The sequence below is a fragment of the Paenibacillus sacheonensis genome (assembly GCF_009909195.1).
Classification (GTDB): Bacteria; Bacillota; Bacilli; order Paenibacillales; family Paenibacillaceae; genus Paenibacillus_Z; species Paenibacillus_Z sacheonensis.
Genome location: NZ_JAAAMU010000021.1, coordinates 30731 through 52099, shown reverse-complemented (window position 1 = coordinate 52099; position 21369 = coordinate 30731). Strand labels below are relative to the sequence as shown.

Below are 21369 nucleotides of genomic sequence, written 5' to 3'. Positions count from 1 at the left end.
AAGCAGAGATCTGTAAGGTGCATGTTAGTTTCGAAGGAAGCGGTCGCAGCCGGCGCGGCGCCAAAAAAGCGCGCTCTCGCAAACGATGCGTTTGCCGGGAGCGCGCTGATCCGTATCCTATGAATTACTGCGGCGCGGGCACGTCCTCCGGCGCGTATTTGTAGCCAACGCCCCATACGGTACGGATGTGATGGGGTTCCTTCGGATTCTTCTCCACTTTGCGGCGCAGATTGACGATGTGCACATCGATGGCGCGGTCGGTGACGAACGAGTCATACCCGCGGATCGCGTTGATGAGGTCCTCGCGGCTGAATACTTTGCCGGGATGGCTCAGGAACAGCTTCATGATTTCGAATTCGGAGAACGTCGTCTCGACGAAAGCGCCGCGCACGAGCAGCAGCCTGCGCTCGGCATCCAGCTTGATTTCCTTCTGGGCCGCAATCCCGCCTTCCGGCTGAATGCTCTCGGCCGCGCTTGCCTGCATGATGCGGGATCTGCGAATGAGCGCTTCTACGCGCGCGCTGAGCTCGTGCATGCTGAACGGCTTGCATAAATAATCATCCGCTCCTGCGCGCAGCGCCTGCACGCGTTCCGAAACCTCCGATTTCGTGGAGACGATCATGATCGGCACGGAGGAATTCTCGCGAATCCGCGCGCAGAGCTCTATCCCGTCCCAATCGGGAAGCATAAGGTCGAGCAGCAAGACATCCGGAACGAACTGTTCTACTAATTGCAGGCCTTTCTCGCCATTCTCCGCCTGTTTGATTTCATATCCCTCGCCGGACATGTACATGGAAAGCATATCGCTCATCATTACATCGTCTTCGATAACTAAGAGCTTGTACATGACAGAACTTCACCTCTTGAAGGAATTCATCGGATTCAACGGAAACGCGGAGAACCCAGCCGTGCGCGTTCTTTTGACTTAAATATACAATAGGTGGAACTACCCAACAATAGAATGTTAGAAAAATGTTAGGAGATCATGTCAGAAACGGCCGGAATCGCCTTGATGGCTTCCAAGAGCAGCTGCAGCGCTTCCGCGGCCTCGGCCGCCGCAGCCGACGTGTCCGGCCCGGACCGATCCTCGCCCGCCGCCTTCAACAGTCGCTCCAGCTGCCAGGCGGCTGCGTACAACGCGTCCGCGGACAAATTGCCCGCAACGCCCTTCAACGTATGCGCCATCCGGCGGGCGGCCGCATAATCGCCAGCCTGCAGCGCTTCCTGCAAACGCTCCCCGAAGGTTCGGTAATCGTTGACGAAGAGCTTCAGCATATGGAGCAAAATATCCCTTTTGCCGTTCACCCGCTGCAGCGCTTCGTCCAGCCGCAAGCCAGGTATGCCCTGCTCAAGCCAATCCTCGCCTTCTTCGGGAACCGGCACGTAGACCGTGCCGGCCGCCTCCAGACCCTTCTGCCTGCCCTTGGTCGTCTCGCCGGGCTTGCTCTTCGCCGTATCGATGCGCGGCTCCTTGCCGTACCGGAGCCATTTGACTATCGCCCGCATCAGCATGGCGGGATCGACCGGCTTCGTCAAGACGTCGTTCATGCCCAGCTGCATGTAGCGGTCGTGGTCCTCCTGCATGATATTCGCCGTCAGCCCGACGATCGGAATGCGGTCGTACTTGGAATCCAGGCGGATGATGCGGGCCGCTTCGTCGCCGTCCATTTCCGGCATATGGATATCCATCAGGATCAGATCGTAGCGCTTGGCGGTCAGCATGCGAAGCACGTCGTTCCCGTTTTCCGCGACATCGACGCCGAGCCCCCATTCCCGCAGCTGTTCGACCGCCACGAGCTGATTGATGACGTTGTCCTCGGCAAGCAGAACCGTACCGTTCAGCCGTTCGGGCATGGCCGCCGCGGACACCGCCTCCTCCGATCCCGCCGCGGCCTCGGGGTCCGTCCGGTCAAACAAGGTCATTAGCGATCGATACAAACCGACGCGCGTGACGGGCTTGACGAGAATCGTATCCGGGCGGTTCTCCGCGGGAAGTTTCAGAAGTTCCTCGCGCCCATAGGCGGTCGTGAGAGCAACCGTCTTAACGCCTGCTTCCTTCGCCGTCTCGTGCATCGCATACCAGGTTTCTTCCGCGTACATATCCGGCATCTCGAAATCCAGCAGCATGGCGAACGGCCGCACGCCGATACCGGACCGGACAAGCCGCTCACGAGCGGACTTCCAGGACCGAAGCGTCATCGGCATCAGCCCGCTGTCCTCGAGGACGGAACAAAGATGCTCCCCCATAAGCGGATGGTTTTCCACGACCCACACGGAACATTCGCTGCCCGATTCAATGACGAACCGGTCCGGACGCGGCGGCTCGGCGACAGCCATATCGAGCGTAAAGGAGAACGTGCTTCCTTGGCCGATTGCGCTTCCCACATGAATGGTACCGCCCATTAATTCGACCAATCGCTTGACGATGACCAGGCCGAGGCCCGTGCCGCCGTATTTGCGGTTCGTTTCCGCATTCGCCTGCACGAACGGCTCGAACAGCCTGCTCTGCTGCTCCTCGGTCATGCCGATTCCCGTATCCTCGACGGTGAACGCAATTCGGGCCCGGCTTCCGTCTCCCTCCGTGCCTGGCAGCGCCTGCAGCCGCAGCCGGACATAACCGCTGTCCGTAAACTTAATGGCATTGATACAGAGATTGAGCAAAATCTGCTCGATGCGGAGCCAATCGCCAAGCAGCAATTCCGGCAGCAGCTTCGGCGTCTCGGCGATAAAATGGAATTGCTCCTTGCCGCCGACGAAGACGCCGAGCAGTTCCGTCAGCCGCTGAATGAGACCATAGGGATCGAACGGTACTTCATTGAGCTCGATCCGGCCTGCTTCGGCCTTCGAGAAGTCCAAAATATCGTTGATGATCGCAAGCAGCGCCTCGGACGAATCCCGCGTCTTGTGCAAATAGTCCGTCTGCAGCGGCGTCAGCTCCGTCTTCTGCATCAGCCCCGTCAGGCCGATGATGCCGGCAAGCGGCGTCCGGATCTCGTGACTGATCTGCGCCAGGAAGTGGCTCTTCGCGACATTCGCGCTTTCCGCTTCCCGCTTGGCCTGCTCCAGTTCGAGCTGCACCCGCTTCGCTTCGGAGATATCCCTGGCGATGCAGGAGTAGAACACTTCCCCGGAAAGATCGTCATGGTGAACGACCAAGATCTTGGACACGGGGATGAAGGCCCCCTGCAGACTGCGCAGCAGCGCTTCTTTCTCCTGATAGCCGAAGGCGCGCGCATCCTCGCTGCCGTCCAGCAGCTCGGCGATCGTACGCTTCGGGACCTCGTTCGTGTCTTTCGTCTTCATGCCGAGCAGCATCCTGCCCGCTTCGTTGATGTACAGCAGCCGGCCCTGCTCGTCGAACGTAGCGATCAAATCCTTGGCCGCGCCCATGACTTTCAACTGCCGGTTGCGGACATTCTCGGCTTGCTTCTGCTGCGTGATGTCGCGGGCAATGCCGGCAACGCCGATAAACCGCCCTTCCCGGTCCCGCATGCCATTCGAGCTGTGGGAGACGGGAAATCGCGTGCCGTCCTTGCGGATATAATTCCACTCGCGTTCATAGGTAAACTGCTCCTTGCGCAGCAGTTCGAACACCGTAATGTCCGCCGGAACCAGCCGGCCGTATTTGCCGCTGAGCCGCTTCGCTTCCGCGGCGATGTCCTGCGGGTCGATGAAGGTCAGCGCCGTCGCCTTATGCAGCATCTCCTCCGCCGTGTAGCCGAGCAGCCGTTCCGCCGTTTTGCTGAAGTAGGTGACGCGGTAATCGCTGTCCAGCACGATGAACATGAATTGATTTTGGTTGATCATGGCGTCCATCCGGCCGAACATCCCGCTCAGGTGGAGCTTCATCTGATTCACGGAGCTCGAGAGCTGGGACAGCTCGTCCCCGCCTTCGTCGGACACGTTGTTGACGTCGAAGCGCCCGGCCGCTGCCGCTTCCGTCACGCTGAGAATCCGCTTGATGCGCGAAATGATCGGCTGCGAGAACAGGAAGAACAGCAGGGTCAGAACCGCCTCCGCGACGGCGATAGACAGCATCGATTGCCGCTTGATTCCGGACAGCGGCGCTTCGATCTCGCGCAGCGGCACGTTCAGGGCGATATGCCAGTCCGTCCCTTCCACCGCCCCGTAGAAGAGGAAGGATTCGCCGGATGCCCCTTTTAATCTGGCAGAGCCGCTCAGCTTCGTATGCAATTGTTCCAGCGTCGACGGAGGCAAGTCCGGGGACAACACCGCATCCGATGCTTCCAGCAGGCCGTCCTTCACGATCGTCGACGACCCGTCGTTGTACAGGAACACGCCGTCGCTCTCCCCGATGCGGACATGCAATTGCTCCGTGAATATACGCTCCGCGGACATAACGGCATCCAGAACGCCGACGATCTCGTTGTCCTTTCCATAGACGGGTACCTGGATGACGATGATGCTGGGGCCGCCTTCCTCGCGAACGAACGGATCGGTCACCTCGACCTTGCCTTTCATCGCCGCGTCGAAGGACGGCTCGTCCGCGATATGAATGACGTCTCCGCTGCTCAGCTCCGCGCGGCCGGCCGGATCGGCGAACCCGATCGTGACGAACGGGGAGCCGGAACGTTCGAGCTCGTTGCGAAAATACGCGAGCCGCTCCGCTTCGGAGCCGAACCGCACCTGATCGGTGCGGCTCATGACCTCCGCCTCGGCACGGCGGGTAGCGATCCAAGACGCCAGCTTGTCGGCCGTATTCTGCACTTTCGTGCTGGCTTTATCGATCATCGTATCGATGATCGTGCTTTTGGCGGCGGAGTAGTTGCCGTAGCCGACAATGGACTGCGCGCCCGCGGTGACCAACAAAATCAGAACCAGCGCTTTCGTTCGAAGCGAGAATTTAACCAAAATTAACCCTCCTGCGGGTCTAAATATCCAAATTACCTTCGCTGCCGCGGCTTTTATTCGACGTTTCTGGTTGAAAAGTAGGAGTCCCGCTCTTATACTGTTCTATAAGCTACTAGCAATAGATTGCGAGGGGAACGCCGCATGACGCTTTCTACCGTTGTTTTTCAGAACTTAAAGACGCCGCTGGCCGTTGTCGTCGTCGGACAAGACGACGATTGCCGCTTTAATCTCGCGAATAAAGCTTTCTCCAGACTGGTCGGCTTCTCAGGCGACATGCTGGAAGGTTTACCGCCGGACCGGCTGTTCTCCGAGTGGGACCGAAGCACGCTCTTGTCGCTCCATCAGCACGAGACCTCCCTGCTGAAGCACTTGGCCGGCGACGATCCGCTGCGCCTTCGGCTGACCTGCGAGGCGCTGGGCGATGCCGGCGATGCCGCCTTCCTGCTGACGGTCGAGGACATCAGCGCCAAATGCTGGATCGACCGCATGAGCGAAACCCGCGAAGTGCTGATATCCGGCATCCTGAACGACAGGTTCATTATCGAACGTTACTTCAAATACTACCCGGCGCCCGTCTTCGATCCCCTGTTCCCCGTGGAAGCCTTCATTAACGACTACGTGCAGGAAGACGAACGGGAACGCATTTTCTCCCGGCTGAGGCAGACCGTTCAGAACCGCAGCACCGACCAGATCGTGGTCCGCACCAAGGATTTAACCGGCACCGGCCAATTGGAAGTGCATGTCACGTACCGGCCTTTCTACCACGGGGACGGCAGTCTGAAGAACATCGCCTTCGTCGTGTCGCATATTCAACCGGCCGTCGGCCCCGGGTCGGCCCCCGTCGATTCCTCCGTTACCTTGAAGGTGCTGATGGCGCGCCGTTATATGTCAGCCCAGCAGCTATCGTCCGAAACCGGCATATCGATGCAAACGATCTCCAAGCTCCGCAACGGCAAAATCAATCGCCCCCAACGTCAAACGGCACTGCTCATCGCAAATGCGTTACAGGTTTCGCCCCAGGATATTTGGCCCTGAAAAGCAAAATAATCGCTGAATCGGCAAAACCGCGGAAACTTGCGTCTCCGCGGTTTAGTGCGTTAAAGCGTTCCCCGGTTTATGGGATTCAGCATTACAGCGGTGCCCGATTTACGGGATTAAGCATTACAGCGTTGCACGATTCATGGGATTCAGCATTAAAGCGTTGATACGCAGGACGGCCGGCTGCCGGCATCGCAGTTGCGATACGTCCTTGTTTTTGCCCTGTCATCTTCTCGTTACTGCCTTGCCAGTGCCTAGTTACTGCCTTGCCAGTGCCTAGTTACTGTCTTGAATGCCTGATAATGCCTTGTTACGGTCTAGTTAGCGTCTTGAAACGAACTCGTTGTTACCGTTATTCCCTTGCTACTGCACCGCGCGATGCACCAATCGGAGCGAACGGCTGCTTGCGGCAATCTCGGCGAAGAACTCCGCATCCACGGCGGCAAGGCGCTGCCAGGCCTTCACGCATGCCGGACAGAAATGAACGCCGCTGCCTTCGACAATGATCGCCATCGCTTCCTCATGCGACATGGCTTGCCGGTAGGAACGCGAGGACGTGAGCGCATCATAGACGTCCGCGACCGCCGTCACGCGCGCGAGCAGCGGAATCGTCTCTCCGCTCAGGCGGTCGGGGTAGCCGGTGCCGTCCCATTTCTCGTGATGGGAACGGATGACGGACAGCTCATCGCCCAGAAATCCGAGCTGCTTGCACATGTCGTAGCCCGAGATGGGATGCCGTTCGATAATGAGCCGTTCTTCCTGCGTCAGTTTGCCGGCTTTGTTCAGAATCGCGTCCGGCACCTTCAGCTTGCCCACGTCGTGGACGACGCCGCCCTGGGCGATGGCGCGCAGCTCGTCCTTGGTCAGCTTCATCTCTTCGCCGAGGCGAAGCGCGTAGAGCGCCACCCGGTTGTTGTGTCCGGCGGTGTAGGCGTCCCGCGCCTCCGTCGCCATGATGAGCGCCTTCACGCTCGGCGTCTTGCACGCCTCCAGCCAAGCGCGGGGATCGGATTGAAACAACACGCGCAGCGACGAGCTGAAGGAACCCCGAGAAAAGTACTGCCGGATCAGTCCGACGAGCATGACCAGCATGGAGCCCAGCAGCAGCAGATGGTACAGCCACCAGCTCAGATGCCAGGAAGTGCCTTCAACAATAATATATTGAGCCGCAAGAATGAGACTCACGCTGTACACGATGGCGCGCTGCAGCGGGAATCCGGCATGCTGGTAAGACTGCCAATAACGGTACATCGTCCATAGGCAAGCCGTGCATGTAATGCCGACCGCTACCCATTTGTAAGGGTTGCTGTTTATCGGCAGCATGCCCATCTCATGCGGCATCCAGAACGTATACGCGCCAAGCAGCGCCAGCAGCAGCACCCAAGCCGGCAGCAGCCATTGTCGCCATTCGGATAAGCGCCTGATCAGCCAATAGTCCGAGGATACGGACGACAAGCACAGCCACAGGGAGGTCAACAGAATGCTGAGCTGAGCGAACATGGCCGGCATATTGCCGGAATGAATGACGAAGCCCGGCGTCGTCAAACCGTGCAGCAGGAAGACGCCCGCCAGGGACATATAAGCAAGCGACATGAAGCCGACCTTGATGTTCCGCAGCCGCTGCCCCGTGATGCCGACGGCGACCGCCACGACCGTAGCCAGCGCCGCCACCAAGGTAACGAAAATAAAATGGCCCTGCGGCGCTTTCAGCGTCATATCGGCAGCTTGGTCCGAACGAAACCATTCGAACAGGGCAATCGGAAGAACGACGGCCAATATCGGGCCCATGATGCTGCGTTGTACCTGCATAACCTGAATTCTCCCCCTCATCCATCATGTAATCGATCCTGCCTAGTTGACTTGATTCGTGGTGAACATGCCGCTTGCCGGCCGCGTAAAATGGTTGGCGTCATAATGCGGGAAATGGTTCCGCCATTCCGGCGAAGAATGCTTCTTCCTCTAAAAATATCGGCATTGCGGCAATTAAAATGTAGTGCTGAGGTCGCAAAAAAAGGCTTTGCAAGCCGGGGCGGCATTGCAAAGCCTTCCTGTTGAACTTACCGATTGCCGACGTCAAGATCTCCGGAGCCCGTATGGACGTCAATGTGCACCGAACCGCTGCCGAACAGGAGATGGCGGACATCGTCATCGTCCGTGGAGCTCTTGGCTCCGTCCCAATCGTTGTCGAGATTGCCGGATCCGCTGTCGTGCGTGATCTCGACGTCTTCCGGCTGCTCGTCTGTCATGATTTCCACGTCTCCGCTGCCGGTCTTGAGCGAGGCCGGATGATCCAGCTTCTTCCCTTCCACCGAGATATCGCCGCTGCCGGTCTTAACCGACAGCTCGGCCTCGGCGTCCGCAAGCTCTACGTCTCCGCTGCTTACGGCCACATCCAGGCGTTTCGCCGTGAGCCCTTGCGCCGACATGTCGCCCGATCCGGCTTTGAGCATTACATTGTCCTCGGCGGTTACGTCATGGAGGGCGATGTTGCCGCTGCCGATCGTTACGGTGATCGATCCGCTCCGCAGTCCATTGATGTCCACGTCTCCGGATCCGCCGTCCAGCTCCAAGGTATCCGTCTTGAGCGCCGCGATCGCATTGTCGCCGCTGCCGGAGTCCAGCTTCAGCTTGCCGTATTGCTGCTGCGGCACTTCCAGCTTCAGGTCGACGTTCATGATGTTAAGACCGAATTGAAAGCCGAAATGCTCCTTGAAGCTGACCTTGAGCGTGTCGCCGTCCTTCTTGAGTATAATGTCCAATTTGTTCAAATACTTCTTGCTCGCGCGGCCCGTCAGGCTCGCTTTCACTTCATTGCCCTCTCCGGGCACGATCGTCAAGTCGACGCTGCCGGTCTTGACGTCGATGTTGCGAATGCCGTCCGCCGCGATCGATTGCTGCTTCTCGACCTTCTCCGTGCCGAAGGAGAAATCCCCGTTATAAGCGAGCGTCCCCCCGGCGCCGATCAGTCCGATCACGAACAGAATGAGGCCGACGATAACCCAGTTTCTCATCCCTTTTTCACCCTTATCACTTTAGTATTGAATTTCAAGTACTGCAGCGTCAGCTTGGCGAAGGCCCGCGTCAGCCAGTGCACGCCCGCCCCCATCAGCATGCCGAGTCCGATCAGCGCCAGCGCGATGAACGACGCCTGCACGCCGGTGACGGCGGAACCGAATAGGCCTTCGTACATGACCATGAGCGACGAGAGCGCTACTGCGACTGCAGAAGCCCAGAGCGCGATCAGCACGCCAAGTATAGCGACGAACGGGCCAAGTACGAATATCAAATTGAAAAATCCGAGGCTGACGGCCGCGAACACCGCGCGGGACACGAGCGTAATGCTGCCGCTCTTGATGCCCGCCTGATCGACCCGGTAATTCAGCAGCAGCTCCTTCGCGATCAATCTCGGATCGCCAAGCTCGCTCGCCGCCTCCTCTTCGCTGCGTCCAAGCTCGGCCGCCACGCGAAAATGCTCTTCGTAATCGTACATCCATTCCCGGCGCAGCTTCTCCGGGACGGGCGCCAGCAGCTCCCACAGGTGACCCAAATACTGCTCTCTGATCATCGCTCTACACCTTCCTTAATGAGTTCGTCAACCGCGACGGAGAACGTCCGCCATTCGCGAATCAGCTCCATGAGATGGGCATGGCCTTGCGGCGTCAACTTGTAATATTTGCGCGGCGGCCCCCCGCTCGATTCCTGGAGGTACGTGGAGAAGTAGCCCTCCACCGTCAAACGGTTCAGCAGGGGATAGACACTGCCGACCGCCACTTCGAATTTCGACGACATCGTCACTGCGAGCTCGTAGCCGTACCGGTCCTCCCAAGCGGTCAGGGCAAGCACGCACAGGTCGAGCACGCCTTTCTTAAATTGCACATTCATTCGCAGCGCCCCTATTAGTTATCGTTGAGTATTCATCATAGTTGAATAGCTGGTTAAAAAATTTGGAGCTCTCCGCTCCGTTAGCTATACTATATCACCAGCTATTCATCATTGCAATATAGTGGATTAAAAAATCATCATGCTGCGCCGGCACTTTAGTCGGAACCGCACAATATGGTATGATTTTCTCATCTCAGTCGAATTAATGGAGGCGAATCGCAATGAATCACCAACGATATGAAGTCAAGCAGCATGAGGATGTTTTTCCTCTATATACCCTGAAGGATGCGGAGACAAGCTCCTCCGTCACGATCTGTCCGGAGCGCGGTGCCATTGCGATCAGCTGCAAGCTGCATGGCGAAGAGCTGTTCTACTTCGACCGGGCGACGTTCGTCGACCCGCAAACGAACATTCGGGGTGGCAATCCCGTCCTGTTTCCGATTTGCGGCCAGTTGGTCGACGGACAGTATGAATGGAAAGGCGAAACGTACGCGATGCGGAATCATGGCGTCGCGCGCAATCGTCCGTGGGAAGTCGTATCCGTCTCCGAGGACGGCGAAGCGTCGCTGACCGTTCGCCTGCGCAATACCGACAGCACTTTGGCGGAATATCCGTTTGCGTTCGAGCTGCTCTTCACCTACGCGCTGGTCGACGGCGAGCTGCGGATTCGCCAATCCTACCGCAACCTGTCGATTCGCAGCATGCCTTTCTACGCGGGCTTCCACCCGTACTTCCGCGCAGAGAGCAAGAACCTCGTCTATGACACCGATGCGACGAAATACCTCGACTACAACGACAATGCCGTCAAACCGATCGAAGGCAGCATCTCGCTTGAGGGTCTCAAGGAATCCGTTGCGCTTCTCGACGCATCGGCACGCCGCATTGCTTTCCCGGGACCGGAAGGCGGCACGATCACCTTGTCCTACAGCGACGCGTTCAGATACGTGGTGCTCTGGCAGGTGAACGGTTCGCCGTTCGTATGCGTGGAGCCATGGATGGCGTTGAACAGCGCGTTGAACACGCGGGACGAGCTGCCTGAACTGGAGGCCGGCGGACAGCTGGCGCTTGAGCTGGCCATCGGATTCTCGCGTTAAACGGCGGCCTCGCCGAATGGACGATTCGGATTCGCATGCCCGGCCGGAGATGAAGGCATTCAGCGCGCCGCGCGCGGCGGCAAGAAGCTATGGAGGAAAGAGGGAGATTCGGACATGGAGCACACGGAACAGTTCGAACCGGAGGATCAAACCGACGCGGCGCAGCAGGGGCGAACGGGCCAGACGGAGCTGACTTGGAATAAAGCGGATAATCCGCAGGCGAATGCCCCGGAACGAGCAGCATTAAGGCGAATGGGCGGCTCGGATCTGGAGCTGTCCCCCCTCGGTCTCGGCTGCTGGCAGTTCAGCAAGGGCAGCGGGCTCGTCGGCAAACTTTGGCCGGTCCTGAACGATGCCGATATCGTCTCGATCGTGCGCATCAGCCTGGCCGGCGGCATCAATTGGTTCGATACCGCGGAAGTATACGGCGGCGGCCGATCCGAGGAAGCGCTCGCCGACGCGCTGAACGAAGCCGGAGCTTCTCCCCGCAGCGTCCGCGTCGCGACCAAATGGTGGCCGGTCATGCGGACCGCGCGCAGCATTCCGCGGACGATCGATGAGCGTCTTCGCCGGCTGAAGGGCTGGCCGATCGATCTGTACCAGGTGCATCAGCCGTACTCCTTCTCCTCCGCGAGCGCCGAAATGAACGAGATGGCGAAGCTGGCGAAAGCCGGCCTCATCCGCAACGTCGGCGTCAGCAATTTCTCTGCCGCGAAGATGCGCGAAGCGGACAAGGCGCTGCGCGCGCGGTCTTCGGCTGACGTCCAACCAGGTCAAATACAGCCTGTTGGACCGGCGCATCGAGCGCAATGGCATTTTGGACACGGCCAAGGAGCTCGGCGTTGCCATCATCGCCTATTCGCCGCTCGAGCAGGGATTGCTGAGCGGCAAGTTCCATAAGAATCCGGAGCTGATTAAAGGCATTGCCGGACCGCGCAGGCTGTCCGGCAGCTTCAAGCCCGCGAGCCTCCAGCGGACGCAGCCTTTGATCGACCGCCTGGATGACCTGGCCGGCAAATACGGCGCATCGCCAAGCCAGGTCGCGCTGAACTGGCTGATCCATGCTAACGGCGAGACGGTCTTCGCCATCCCCGGCGCTTCCAAGCCGCATCACGCGGAAGAGAACGTGCGCGCGATGACCTTCGCGCTCCTCCCGGACGAGCTGCGCGAGCTTGCCGAGCTATCGGAGCTGTGCGGGCGGCGCTAGGCTGATCTCTTTGCCGAAAATAGTCATTTTGAGCAGATTAACGACTCGTATAACCGTTAGGCATTGAGGCGCCGATCGGAGCATTTAGTTGCTATATGCACACCCCCACGATTTGCATTCAAAACAGGGCCATCTCCGTGAAGCGGCAAACGCTTCGGAGATGGCCCTATTCAGACTATTCTGTCCGGCAATCTATTTGTCCTCTCTTGCCGGGATCTCTTGCCGTCGAAAGCTCGCTTCGAACTTTCTCGCCGAACACGCTTGTTCCCTGCTCTTATTCGTCCTCCGCGAACACCGGACGAACGGTCAGCTCGAACGCGAACGACTTCTCGTCGAAGCGGTAACGTTCATTCAGCTCCGGTCCGCATGAGTTCGAACCGATGCCGCCCATGCGGTAGTCCGCGTTCACGATCGTTTCCCGCCGCGGCCGAAGCTTATGCGTGTGAGTCGCTTCGGTCAAGTCCCGCGCCGTAAAGTGCGACGCTTGGAACGAGAACGTATCGGCCGCTTCCAGGCGCAGCCCCATGCCGAGGGCGTTGGTGACGGTCGCCCACTCCGTGCCGTAGCGCGAACCGTTCTCCTGGGGCTTCACGTACGACTCGAACATGCCGTCCACGGTCGTCCGATATTTGCCGCGACGGACGCTGCGGCGCTTGTCGATATAGTTTTCATGGGGCCCGTTGCCCAAGTATTCCACCGCCTCGCTGCCCGCGGGCATGACGAGTTCCAGCCCGAAGCGCGGCAGATGGGTCGCGCTTTCCTTCACTTGCATGTCGGCGCGCAGGCGAATGACGCCTTCCGGATCCACGGTCCATCGGGCTTCGCCCTGCAGAATCGGCGTCCGAATATAACCGCCCAGCGAGAAGCGGACGCGAATGACGGCGGTGCCGTCAGCCCCGCGCTCCCAGGCCGAATCGTACACCTTCATCTCCGCGCGCTGGAAGCCTTCGTTCTCCCAAGCCGTGCGGATGCCGCGATCGTTGTCCGTCGGCGCACGCCAGATTTGGAAACGAAGCGGCTCCGAGATCAGCTTTACGCCGTTCTTCGTAATCGCGGCGAACGTTCCTTGACGCAGATCGAAGACATGGTTGAAATCTAGGCCGCTCAGCTTCAGCAAGCTTCCTTCTTCCTCGACCATCAGCGCCGCCGCCCCGCTTGCGGCTGCCTGCGTTCCTGCAGGCGCAGCATCGGCGCCGGCAGCAGCGGGCTTCGTGCCGAGCCGGAATTGCTCGAACGTCACCTCATAACCGGCTTCCGCCCACGCCGTCTCGCGGTTCAATCGGCAGGAGAGCGTCAGATCGCATGGGCCGTCGGCCGACTCGTCCCAGCCGCAAGGCAGCTCGATTACTTGCGAGGCATGCGGCGCGGCTTCCAGCCCGTCGAACCAGCCTTGGCGCAGCAGCTCGCCGTCGCGCTCCAGCTTCCAATGCAGCGAGAACCGTGACAGGCCGATGAAGTCCTGCAGATTCGTCACTTTCACCAAGCCGCGCGCCGCATCCTCCGCCTCGAAGCGAACGGGAGCGATGACTTTCTTAAGCTCCAAGAGCCCGGTGTGCGGTTGGCGGTCCGGCGAGACAAGGCCGTCGATGCAGAAGTTGCCGTCGTTCGGCTTGTCTCCGAAATCGCCGCCATAGGCAAAATATGACTGCCCGTTCTCCGCGGTTTGCGGAATGCCGTGATCGCACCATTCCCAGACGCAGCCGCCCATCAGGTTCGGGTAGCGGTAGATGATAGCCCAGTAATCCTCCAGATCGCCAGGTCCATTCCCCATGGCATGGCTGTATTCGCACAGGAATACCGGCTTGATCTGGGCAGGATCCTGCCCGTACCGCTCCATGTCCTGCAGCGACGCGTACATCCGGCTCTCCACGTCGAGGCTGCCGGTGTCTTCGCTGCCCTTATACCCCGCGGTCGCCCCCTCATAATGAACCGGGCGCGAGCCGTCGCGATTCCGCGTCCATTCCGCCATCGCAATATGGTTAGGCCCGTATCCGGATTCGTTGCCCATCGACCACATGACGACGCATGGCTGGTTCTTGTCCCGCTCCACCATCCGCGAAGCGCGCTCCACGAACGCGGCCTTCCATGCCGGATCGTTGGATAAGCGATGGAACGCGCCGTCCTTCCAATCCTCCGCCATGCCGATGCCGTGGCATTCCAGGTCGGCTTCGTCGACGACATAGAAGCCGTATTCATTGCACAGCTCCAAGAAACGCGGATCGTTCGGATAATGGGAGGTGCGGATCGTATTCACGTTGTGCCGCTTCATCAAGTTCAGATCCTCGATCATGTGCGCGACCGGAATCGTTTGGCCGAGGCTCGGGTGAGAGTCGTGACGGTTGACGCCCTTCAGCTTCACCGCCTGCCCATTGATTCGGAATACGCCTCCATCCGTCGTGACCGTCTTGAAGCCGACCGGGAACAGCAGGATTTCCTCGCCGCAATGGAGCGTCAGATCGTAAAGGTACGGCGTCTCCGCGGTCCACAGCAGCGGCTTGTCCACGTGCAGCTTAATCGTGCCTTGACCCTCGATATCGGCCGACCCTTCGGCAATCAGGCTGCCGCCGGCATCGCGAAGCTCCGCTTTCGCGCGGATATCGCCCGCTGCCGCGATCTCGACCTCAAGCGAAGCGCGGCCAAAGCCGTCTTCGAACGATTGACGGTTGAATACGTCGCGGATATGCGCTTTGTCCCGGGCAAGCAGATATACATCCCGGAAAATACCGCTGTACCGCCATAAATCCTGGTCCTCGATATACGTGCCGTCGCACCACTTCAACACCATGACCGCCATCCGGTTGCGGCCGGGACGCACATGCGGCGTAATGAGAAACTCCGCCGGCACGCGGCTGCCTTGACTGTACCCGACGAATTCTCCGTTCACCCATACATAGAAGCAGGAGTTGACGCCTTCGAATACGGCATATTGCTCCTTGCCGTTCCAATCGTCTCCGAGCTGGAACTCGCGGACATACAGGCCCGCGGGGTTTTGGTCCGGCACATAGGGCGGATCGCACGGTATCGGATAGGCCACGTTCGTGTAATGCATCTGGTCGTAACCGTTCGTCTGCCAGCAGGAAGGGACGATGAGGTCGTCCCAGGCGGCGACGTCCGCGTTTTCTTCCCAGAAACGCTCCTCGACGTTCTGCACCGATGCCCGATATTGAAATTTCCAATTGCCGTTCAAGGTCCGATAGAAAGGGGATTGTCCCCGCTTGCGGCGCTTCGCCGAAGCAATGTCCCGATAGGGAACGTAATAAGCCCGAGGAGCTTCGCGATTGACGTTCAGCTTCTCCGGATTTTCCCAGTAACGCTCGATTGCGATCATGCCGTAATCATCCCTTCCGTATTCGCGGTTTTGACGAACCATTCGTTCTCAAGATCGATCAATACATGGTCATTATGGAAGCAAGATTCATGATTGACCAGAGTACATTTTCCCGATTTTCACTTTCGGACATGCGGCCGGCCGGCATCTCGCCGAACCGCAAGGCGTGCACCGGTTGCCCGGTGCACGCCTTGTACGGCCGTATGCCCGGCCTAGCCTTTCACGCCCGTCGTTACGATCCCTTCGACGATATAACGCTGTCCGAAGAAGAACGTGAGCAATACCGGAATCATGAGCAGAATCGCAGCCGCCGTAGCAACCGGTTGGATGATAAGCTTCGTGCCTTCGGCCGTATAGCTGATCGTGCTGAGCGCGGTGGCAAGCGGATAGTGGTCCTGCTTCAGGAACATGAACGGCCCCATGAAGTCGTTCCACGCGCCCGTGAACGTCATGATCGAGACGGTCGCGATAACCGGCGCCGACATCGGCAGGAAGATGTTCCAATACGTCCGGAAGATGGAGCAGCCATCGATCTTGGCCGCATCCTCCAGCTCCTTCGGAATCCCGGCGAAGAATTGGCGATAGAGGAAGATGAAGAACGCGTTGCCGCCGATTCCCCAGAACACCCATGGCCAGAAGGTATCCAGCAGGCCGTATTTATGAAACAAAATGTACTGCGGAATTTGCGTGACCATACCGGGCAGCATCATCGTCGACAGCACGATCATGAAGAGCACGTTGCGTCCCGGAACGCTGATCCGCGCGAAGGCGTACCCGACGAGACCGCTTGTCAACGTGGACGTGCAAAGCGGGATGAGGCATAGAATGACGGTGTTTTTGCCGAAGTGCCAGAAGTCGATCATCGTCGTCGCATACTTGAAGTTTTCCGGTTTGAAGCCCGAAGGCACCAAGCCCGGCGACGTATTCCAATTACTGAACGCGTTGGCCAGCGCCAGATACAACGGGAACATGAAGACGATGGAAAACAAGATCAGCGCCGCGTATAACGGAAAGCTTCCCTTTTGGGTTGGGTTTGAAGTATTCACGGCATTCATCACTCCTGATCCGTTTCGTAGTGAACCCAATATTTACTCGTCGTGAAGACGATAATAGACAAGATAAGAATAGCCAGGAACAGAATCCAGAGCAGCGCCATGCCGTAAGCAAACCGTTGGAACGCGAAAACTTGCTGGAAGGCGTGTACGGCGTACAAATAGTTCGGTTGAATCGGACGAGAGAGCAGCTCCGTGCCGTTCAGCAGGATCGGCTGCATCAAGATTTGCAAGGAACCGATGATACCGTTGATGACATTAAAGAAGATTACCGGCGTCATGAGCGGCATCGTTAAGTAGATCGTCCGCTTAAACGGCGTCGCGCCGTCGATGGAAGCGGCTTCATAAAGATCGCGCGGAATGCCTTTCAACCCTGCCAAATTAATGATGATGCCGCCGCCGGCTCCCCACAAAAGCATGATAAGCAAGGATGGCGTGGCATAGTCGTAACCGAGCCAGTTCACCGTCGGCAAACCGAGCCGATCCAAAATACCGTTGAAAATGCCGTTGTTGCTGGAGAAAATAAATTTCCACATGATGACGCTGGCCAATGGCGGCACGATGGACGGCAGATAGAAAAGCGTCCGATACACGCCTACGCCCTTCACCTGCTTGTTCAGCAGCATCGCAAGCCCGAGGCCGATCAACACGCTCAGCGGCACGTTGATAGCCGTTACGTACAGCGTTCTGCCCAGAGAATACATCGCATCCGAATCCGTGAAAACCTTGTGGTAATTATGAAACCCGGTCCACTTCAAATGCTTGATGTTGAATCCGTAGTAATTGGTGAAGCTCAGATAGAGCCCGTACAGCATCGGAAACAAACCGAACAGTATAAACACGACGAACCACGGCGATATCATCGAATAAAACGCAATTGTACGCTTCGTCTTCTCCTTCATTTTTCCACTCCTTTATGGACAAAGAAGGGGAGAGTTCTGCTGGGAACCCTCCCCGGTAGACTTGACTGGTTGTCGAAGACTTTATTGGCTGTCGACTGCGTCTTTCGCTTCTTGGATCGCGACGTTCGCGTCTTTGGTCATGCCGGCGACCGCTTCGTCGATATTCGATTTGCCGAAGTAGAGCGGTTGGACGTATTTATCGAAGATTGCCCAGCCGCCGCCCGCGAGGTACGGGTTCACGTTCAGGTATTGGCCCGTGTAGTTTTGCTCGTCTTGGAGCACCGTGTTCACTTGCTTGTCGAAGTCGGATTCCTTTGGCAGCAGTTCCATTTTGCTCTTGAACGCCGGCAGGCCCCAGCCTGTCGAAGCGCGATCGTCGGCAGGCTTGCCGCCGAAGAACCATTCATAGAACGTCCATGCTTCGTCCGGATGTTTGCTGGCTTTGTTGATGATCGCGCCTGTCGCGCCGCCCGTAGGCGCTACGCGCGCTCCGTTCGGAGCGATCGGCGTCGGCAGCATGCCGTAGTCGGCCAAATGCGTTTTCGCGCCTTCGTTGCTGCGGATCGCGCCGCTGTACCAGTAGCCGTCGATGATCATGGCCACTTGATCCTTGAAGAAGAGGTCGCCGCCGGATGTTTGGTCATTGTTGACCGAGTTCGGTCCGACGTTGCTCTTCACGGCGTCTACCCACATGTTGATGTAATCTTTGACTTCCGGTTTGTTGAAGTCGACGGAGCTGTTGTCGTCCGAGCTGATGTTCACGCCCGCGCTAAGCAGGTATTGGAGCAGGTTGTTGAAGTTCGGCTCCGTCTTGCCCCATTCGTTGGCGGCCAGACCGTATTGCTTGATTTTGTCGCCGTCCTTGATCGTCAGCTTCTTGGCCAAGTCCATGACTTCAGGCCACGTCAGAGGCTTGGAGGCATCCGGTACCGGTACGCCGGCAGCGTCGAACAATTTCTTGTTATAGAAGATGGCATAGTCGTTGGACCAGTCTTTCGGCAAACCGTATACCGGGCCCGTGCCGACCGTCTTGCCGTCGAAACGGTAGACGTTCGAGATCGGAAGCAGGTCGTCCTGTTTGATGACGGTGCTCGTGTTCATGCGGTCGGTCAGGTCAAGCGCGATGCCTTTGATGACGTAGCCCGGAAGATCGAATACGCCGGACAGGCGGATAACGTCGGGCGCGTCGCCCGTAGCGAGCTGCGCAGCCAATTTCGTCGCGTCGACCGCATCGATTTGGATCTTGATGTTCGGATGCTCTTTCTCGAACTCGGCGATTTGCTCTTTGGACAGCTCGCCGTCGGAGATGCTCGTTCGAATGGTGACGACTTCCCCGCTCGCCGGCTTGTCTCCGCCATTGTCCGTTCCTGCATCGTTGGCGGGCGCGTTCGCGCCGTTATTCGCTGCCGGTGCATTGGCGCCATTGTTCTCGGCGGTATTCCCGCCTCCGTTGTTGTTGTTTCCGCAGCCTGATAGCACTACCGCAGCGGCCGTAACCGCCGTCAGCATAATAGACCATTTTCTCAACTTCTTATCCCCCTTGGAGAAGCTCTTGATAATTTGTTGCTGAACTAAGGATACCATGCAAAATGTAAGCGTTTGTATACGATGATCCTCCAATTTTACGGGGTAATCGTATGGTGTTCCGGACGACGATCGCCGGTAGAATCGCCCGGAATCGGCCAAAAAAAGCTGCCGGCAGATCTTGCTAGCCTGCCGGCAGCTTAGCGCTATTGCTTGTAAACCCTGACGTAGTCGACGTACATATCGATCGTGCCGTTGTAGCGGGACAGGTCCATCGGCCAGCCGTTGCCGCCGGCAGCCAGGTTCAACATGAAGAACATAGGCTGCGTCTTGGAGAGATCCGTCGTCGGATGGCGGCCCACCTCGATGCCGTCCAGATAATAGATCGTATCGGTCAGCGTGATCTTCGTTCCGTACACATGCGGCGTCATGGCCCAGCCGCCGCCTCCGCCGATCGTGTTCATCGGCTGCTGCTGATAGATGCCGCCCGTAACCGTGCTGGTGTAATTCCACGTATGCGAGGACGTCCAGTAGCCGTAATCCTGGTTCGGATTGCCCGCTCCCCCGCCGCCGTAAGCTTCGATCGTGTCCAGCTCATCCGCCGGCACGGACAGCCCTTGGTACGTGTTCTTCGTCATGAGCCAGAACGCCGGCCAGCTGCCCGGCGCGGAAGGACCGATCAGGCGCGCTTCGAAGTAAGCCGGCGCTTGGGCGGTGATGCCCGTGCCGTCGAGCTTGAGCGAGGAGATCAAGCCTGCCGTGTTCTTGTTCGCGTCCGCTCGGATACGCAGGTACGTCCCGACTTGCGAGAACGGATTGCCCGTGCCCGTCGGGTCGGCGAACGGAATGAGTCCGAAGTCGCCTCCGCCCGGCTTATGCGCGGCATACGTCGCGCCGCTGCCGTTGCTCGAGATCGAAGGCATCGCGTTGAAGTCGTCCGAGAACACGAGCGACATGCCGCTCGCTTGCGCCGGCGCCGTCGACGGCATGCCTTCGTTCCAGGTCACGCCGCCCATATTGTACAGCTGCAGATAGCTCGTATCCGACACGCTGCCGTTCGTGCCCGTGATGCGCACCGATATCGGACCGTGCGGATAGCTGTTCGCCGGGAAGACGAACGAGCCGCGGCCCGAAGCGTCCAGCGTCACCGTCGCGACCGTGCTGTCGGAGCCGTACGTGCCGCCGGGAAGCCAGCTCTTCGCGGTCGCGGTCGTAAGTCCCGGCGCCACGATGTTGACCGTGGTATTGCCGCTGACGTTGGCGCCGTAAGCCGGCGAAGAGACGGAGACCAGATTCTGCGGATAGAACGCCGGAGGCGTCGGGCCGCTGTCATATTGGAGCTTCCACTGCTCCGACCACCAATTGTTGTTGTCCGGCGCCGTCGTGCGGTTGGCCGTCGGATAGCCGAACTGATCCTCGACGTTGAGATACCCGTTGTTGGAGCGGTTCTTGATCGATACGAACGACCCGGAGATTACGTTGATCGCCCAATGGCTCGTCGTATTGGTCGACGCGATGTCGGAGCAGACGACCTGCGCCGCGCCGCCGCTGATCTCCATGTATTTGCCGGTCGACTTGTTCTTGATCCGGTAGTAGCCGCCGGACGCGTCCTCGAGGCTCCAGAGGTACGCATCGCCGCTGCCCGTCCCGTAATTCACCCGCGTGCCGCCGTCGTAGAGATATTGGGTCGACAGCCAGCGGCTCGGAAGCTTGTAATACGTCGTACCCGTCGGCGGAGGCGTCGTCGTCGTGCCGTCAACGTCCGTAAAGGTGGACGTGTTCAGCTGCGTCGTATCCGTCGAGGTTACGGCCAGCCCTTTGAGCGTACTGGTGCCCATCGCGATCGTCTGCGGGGTGCCGATCTGCGTCCAACTCGTGCCGTTCGTCGAATAGAAACCCGTGAACACGTTGCCCGCGCGCGTGATCTTCAGCCAGACCGGCGAGAATACGCCGCCTACCTGCACGCCTTGGGCATCCGTGCCCGCCGCGTTCCGGTACACCATGAGCAGCCCGTTCATCGTCGAGAATAGCGAGAACTGGACGGAGCCCGTGGTGTTGTTATTCCGAATCATGATGCCGGTCTTGGCCCACGCTTGCGTATACTGCATCGTTGCGACCTTGGCAACGATGCTGCCGTCGCCGCTCATCGCCGTGGAGGCGAATTGGAACGAATCGTTCTTGCCCCACACGTCGCTGCCGGCGCCTTTCACCGTAAACGTTCCGTTCGTCGTGTTGTAATCCGAGCTTCCCGCTACCCCCGTCGTGCCGATGTCGGCGTTCGACCAGCCGGTCGGCAGCGGCGATGCCTCCGCTACGCCGTAAGCAATCGGCAGCACGGACAAGAGCAGCGCAATCAACAGCAATTTCACCATCGCTTTCTTTCCGCTTAATCGCATTGCAATTTCCATCTCCTCTTCGCAAGAATGGGTTTACAATGGTACCTCGATTCGCGGACACCCCCTCCCGGATA

At 58.7% G+C, this 21369-nt stretch carries 15 protein-coding genes; 4 read left to right on the top strand and 11 right to left on the bottom strand.

Going from position 1 to position 21369, the window contains the following annotated elements:
- Window positions 1–124: 124 nt before the first annotated feature.
- Together GT003_RS27015 and GT003_RS27010 are read right to left on the bottom strand one after the other, a co-directional pair.
- Entirely contained in the window at window positions 125–847 is a 723-nt protein-coding gene (locus tag GT003_RS27015) for a response regulator transcription factor (RefSeq protein ID WP_161703860.1), read from the bottom strand.
- Between the two features lie 128 nt (window positions 848–975).
- Entirely contained in the window at window positions 976–4872 is a 3897-nt protein-coding gene (locus GT003_RS27010) for an ATP-binding protein (protein ID WP_161703858.1), read from the bottom strand.
- A 141-nt stretch (window positions 4873–5013) separates the two neighbouring features.
- Here GT003_RS27010 and GT003_RS27005 point away from each other — a divergent pair, with 141 nt between their 5' ends.
- Entirely contained in the window at window positions 5014–5907 is an 894-nt protein-coding gene (locus tag GT003_RS27005) for a helix-turn-helix domain-containing protein (RefSeq protein ID WP_161703856.1), read from the top strand.
- Between the two features lie 366 nt (window positions 5908–6273).
- On the opposite strand, the gene GT003_RS27000 is transcribed toward GT003_RS27005, so the two are convergent.
- From GT003_RS27000 to GT003_RS26985, 4 genes are all read right to left on the bottom strand, one after another.
- Window positions 6274–7719, bottom strand: a complete 1446-nt coding sequence (locus tag GT003_RS27000) for an HD-GYP domain-containing protein (protein ID WP_161703854.1) — start codon at window positions 7717–7719, stop codon at window positions 6274–6276.
- 248 nt (window positions 7720–7967) lie between these two features.
- A complete protein-coding gene (locus tag GT003_RS26995; protein ID WP_161703852.1) occupies window positions 7968–8921 on the bottom strand; it encodes a DUF4097 family beta strand repeat-containing protein in 954 nt (317 codons plus the stop codon).
- Entirely contained in the window at window positions 8918–9475 is a 558-nt protein-coding gene (locus GT003_RS26990) for an HAAS signaling domain-containing protein (RefSeq protein ID WP_161703850.1), read from the bottom strand. The genes GT003_RS26995 and GT003_RS26990 overlap by 4 nt, the downstream gene beginning before the upstream one ends.
- Window positions 9472–9792 (bottom strand): PadR family transcriptional regulator, encoded by a 321-nt coding sequence (locus GT003_RS26985; RefSeq protein WP_161703848.1) that lies wholly within the window; start codon window positions 9790–9792, stop codon window positions 9472–9474. Before GT003_RS26985 ends, GT003_RS26990 begins: the two co-directional genes overlap by 4 nt.
- A 221-nt stretch (window positions 9793–10013) precedes the next feature.
- Here GT003_RS26985 and GT003_RS26980 point away from each other — a divergent pair, with 221 nt between their 5' ends.
- From GT003_RS26980 to GT003_RS33075, 3 genes are all read left to right on the top strand, one after another.
- Complete coding sequence (locus tag GT003_RS26980) at window positions 10014–10886, top strand: aldose epimerase family protein (protein WP_161703846.1); 873 nt, start codon at window positions 10014–10016, stop codon at window positions 10884–10886.
- Between the two features lie 114 nt (window positions 10887–11000).
- The gene (locus tag GT003_RS33080; RefSeq protein WP_338046031.1) at window positions 11001–11786 is read left to right on the top strand and encodes an aldo/keto reductase; all 786 of its coding nucleotides are present in this window, start codon (window positions 11001–11003) and stop codon (window positions 11784–11786) included.
- Window positions 11674–12093 carry an aldo/keto reductase gene (locus tag GT003_RS33075; protein WP_428842606.1) on the top strand — a complete coding sequence of 140 codons (420 nt, stop codon included), beginning with the start codon at window positions 11674–11676 and terminating at the stop codon, window positions 12091–12093. Before GT003_RS33080 ends, GT003_RS33075 begins: the two co-directional genes overlap by 113 nt.
- Before the next feature lie 274 nt (window positions 12094–12367).
- On the opposite strand, the gene GT003_RS26970 is transcribed toward GT003_RS33075, so the two are convergent.
- From GT003_RS26970 to GT003_RS26950, 5 genes are all read right to left on the bottom strand, one after another.
- Entirely contained in the window at window positions 12368–15421 is a 3054-nt protein-coding gene (locus tag GT003_RS26970) for a glycoside hydrolase family 2 TIM barrel-domain containing protein (protein WP_161703844.1), read from the bottom strand.
- Between the two features lie 212 nt (window positions 15422–15633).
- Window positions 15634–16467, bottom strand: coding sequence for an ABC transporter permease subunit (locus GT003_RS32715; RefSeq protein ID WP_161703842.1), 834 nt, complete (start codon window positions 16465–16467; stop codon window positions 15634–15636).
- 8 nt (window positions 16468–16475) lie between these two features.
- A complete protein-coding gene (locus tag GT003_RS26960) occupies window positions 16476–17375 on the bottom strand; it encodes a carbohydrate ABC transporter permease (RefSeq protein WP_161703840.1) in 900 nt (299 codons plus the stop codon).
- 81 nt (window positions 17376–17456) lie between these two features.
- Window positions 17457–18902 carry an ABC transporter substrate-binding protein gene (locus tag GT003_RS26955; protein WP_161703838.1) on the bottom strand — a complete coding sequence of 482 codons (1446 nt, stop codon included), beginning with the start codon at window positions 18900–18902 and terminating at the stop codon, window positions 17457–17459.
- A gap of 203 nt (window positions 18903–19105) precedes the next feature.
- Window positions 19106–21295: an RICIN domain-containing protein gene (locus tag GT003_RS26950; RefSeq protein WP_161703836.1), complete on the bottom strand. Its 2190-nt coding sequence runs from the start codon at window positions 21293–21295 to the stop codon at window positions 19106–19108.
- Window positions 21296–21369: the final 74 nt, after the last annotated feature.

Excerpts from the sequence above, each read along its gene's own strand:
- GT003_RS27015 (WP_161703860.1), bottom strand. The coding sequence starts at position 847 with ATGTACAAGCTCTTAGTTATCGAAGACGATGTAATGATGAGCGATATG.
- GT003_RS27005 (WP_161703856.1), top strand. The coding sequence starts at position 5,014 with ATGACGCTTTCTACCGTTGTTTTTCAGAACTTAAAGACGCCGCTGGCC.
- GT003_RS27000 (WP_161703854.1), bottom strand. The coding sequence starts at position 7,719 with ATGCAGGTACAACGCAGCATCATGGGCCCGATATTGGCCGTCGTTCTT.
- GT003_RS26995 (WP_161703852.1), bottom strand. The coding sequence starts at position 8,921 with ATGAGAAACTGGGTTATCGTCGGCCTCATTCTGTTCGTGATCGGACTG.
- GT003_RS26990 (WP_161703850.1), bottom strand. The coding sequence starts at position 9,475 with ATGATCAGAGAGCAGTATTTGGGTCACCTGTGGGAGCTGCTGGCGCCC.
- GT003_RS26985 (WP_161703848.1), bottom strand. The coding sequence starts at position 9,792 with ATGAATGTGCAATTTAAGAAAGGCGTGCTCGACCTGTGCGTGCTTGCC.
- GT003_RS26980 (WP_161703846.1), top strand. The coding sequence starts at position 10,014 with ATGAATCACCAACGATATGAAGTCAAGCAGCATGAGGATGTTTTTCCT.
- GT003_RS33080 (WP_338046031.1), top strand. The coding sequence starts at position 11,001 with ATGGAGCACACGGAACAGTTCGAACCGGAGGATCAAACCGACGCGGCG.
- GT003_RS26970 (WP_161703844.1), bottom strand. The coding sequence starts at position 15,421 with ATGATCGCAATCGAGCGTTACTGGGAAAATCCGGAGAAGCTGAACGTC.
- GT003_RS26960 (WP_161703840.1), bottom strand. The coding sequence starts at position 17,375 with ATGAAGGAGAAGACGAAGCGTACAATTGCGTTTTATTCGATGATATCG.
- GT003_RS26950 (WP_161703836.1), bottom strand. The coding sequence starts at position 21,295 with ATGCGATTAAGCGGAAAGAAAGCGATGGTGAAATTGCTGTTGATTGCG.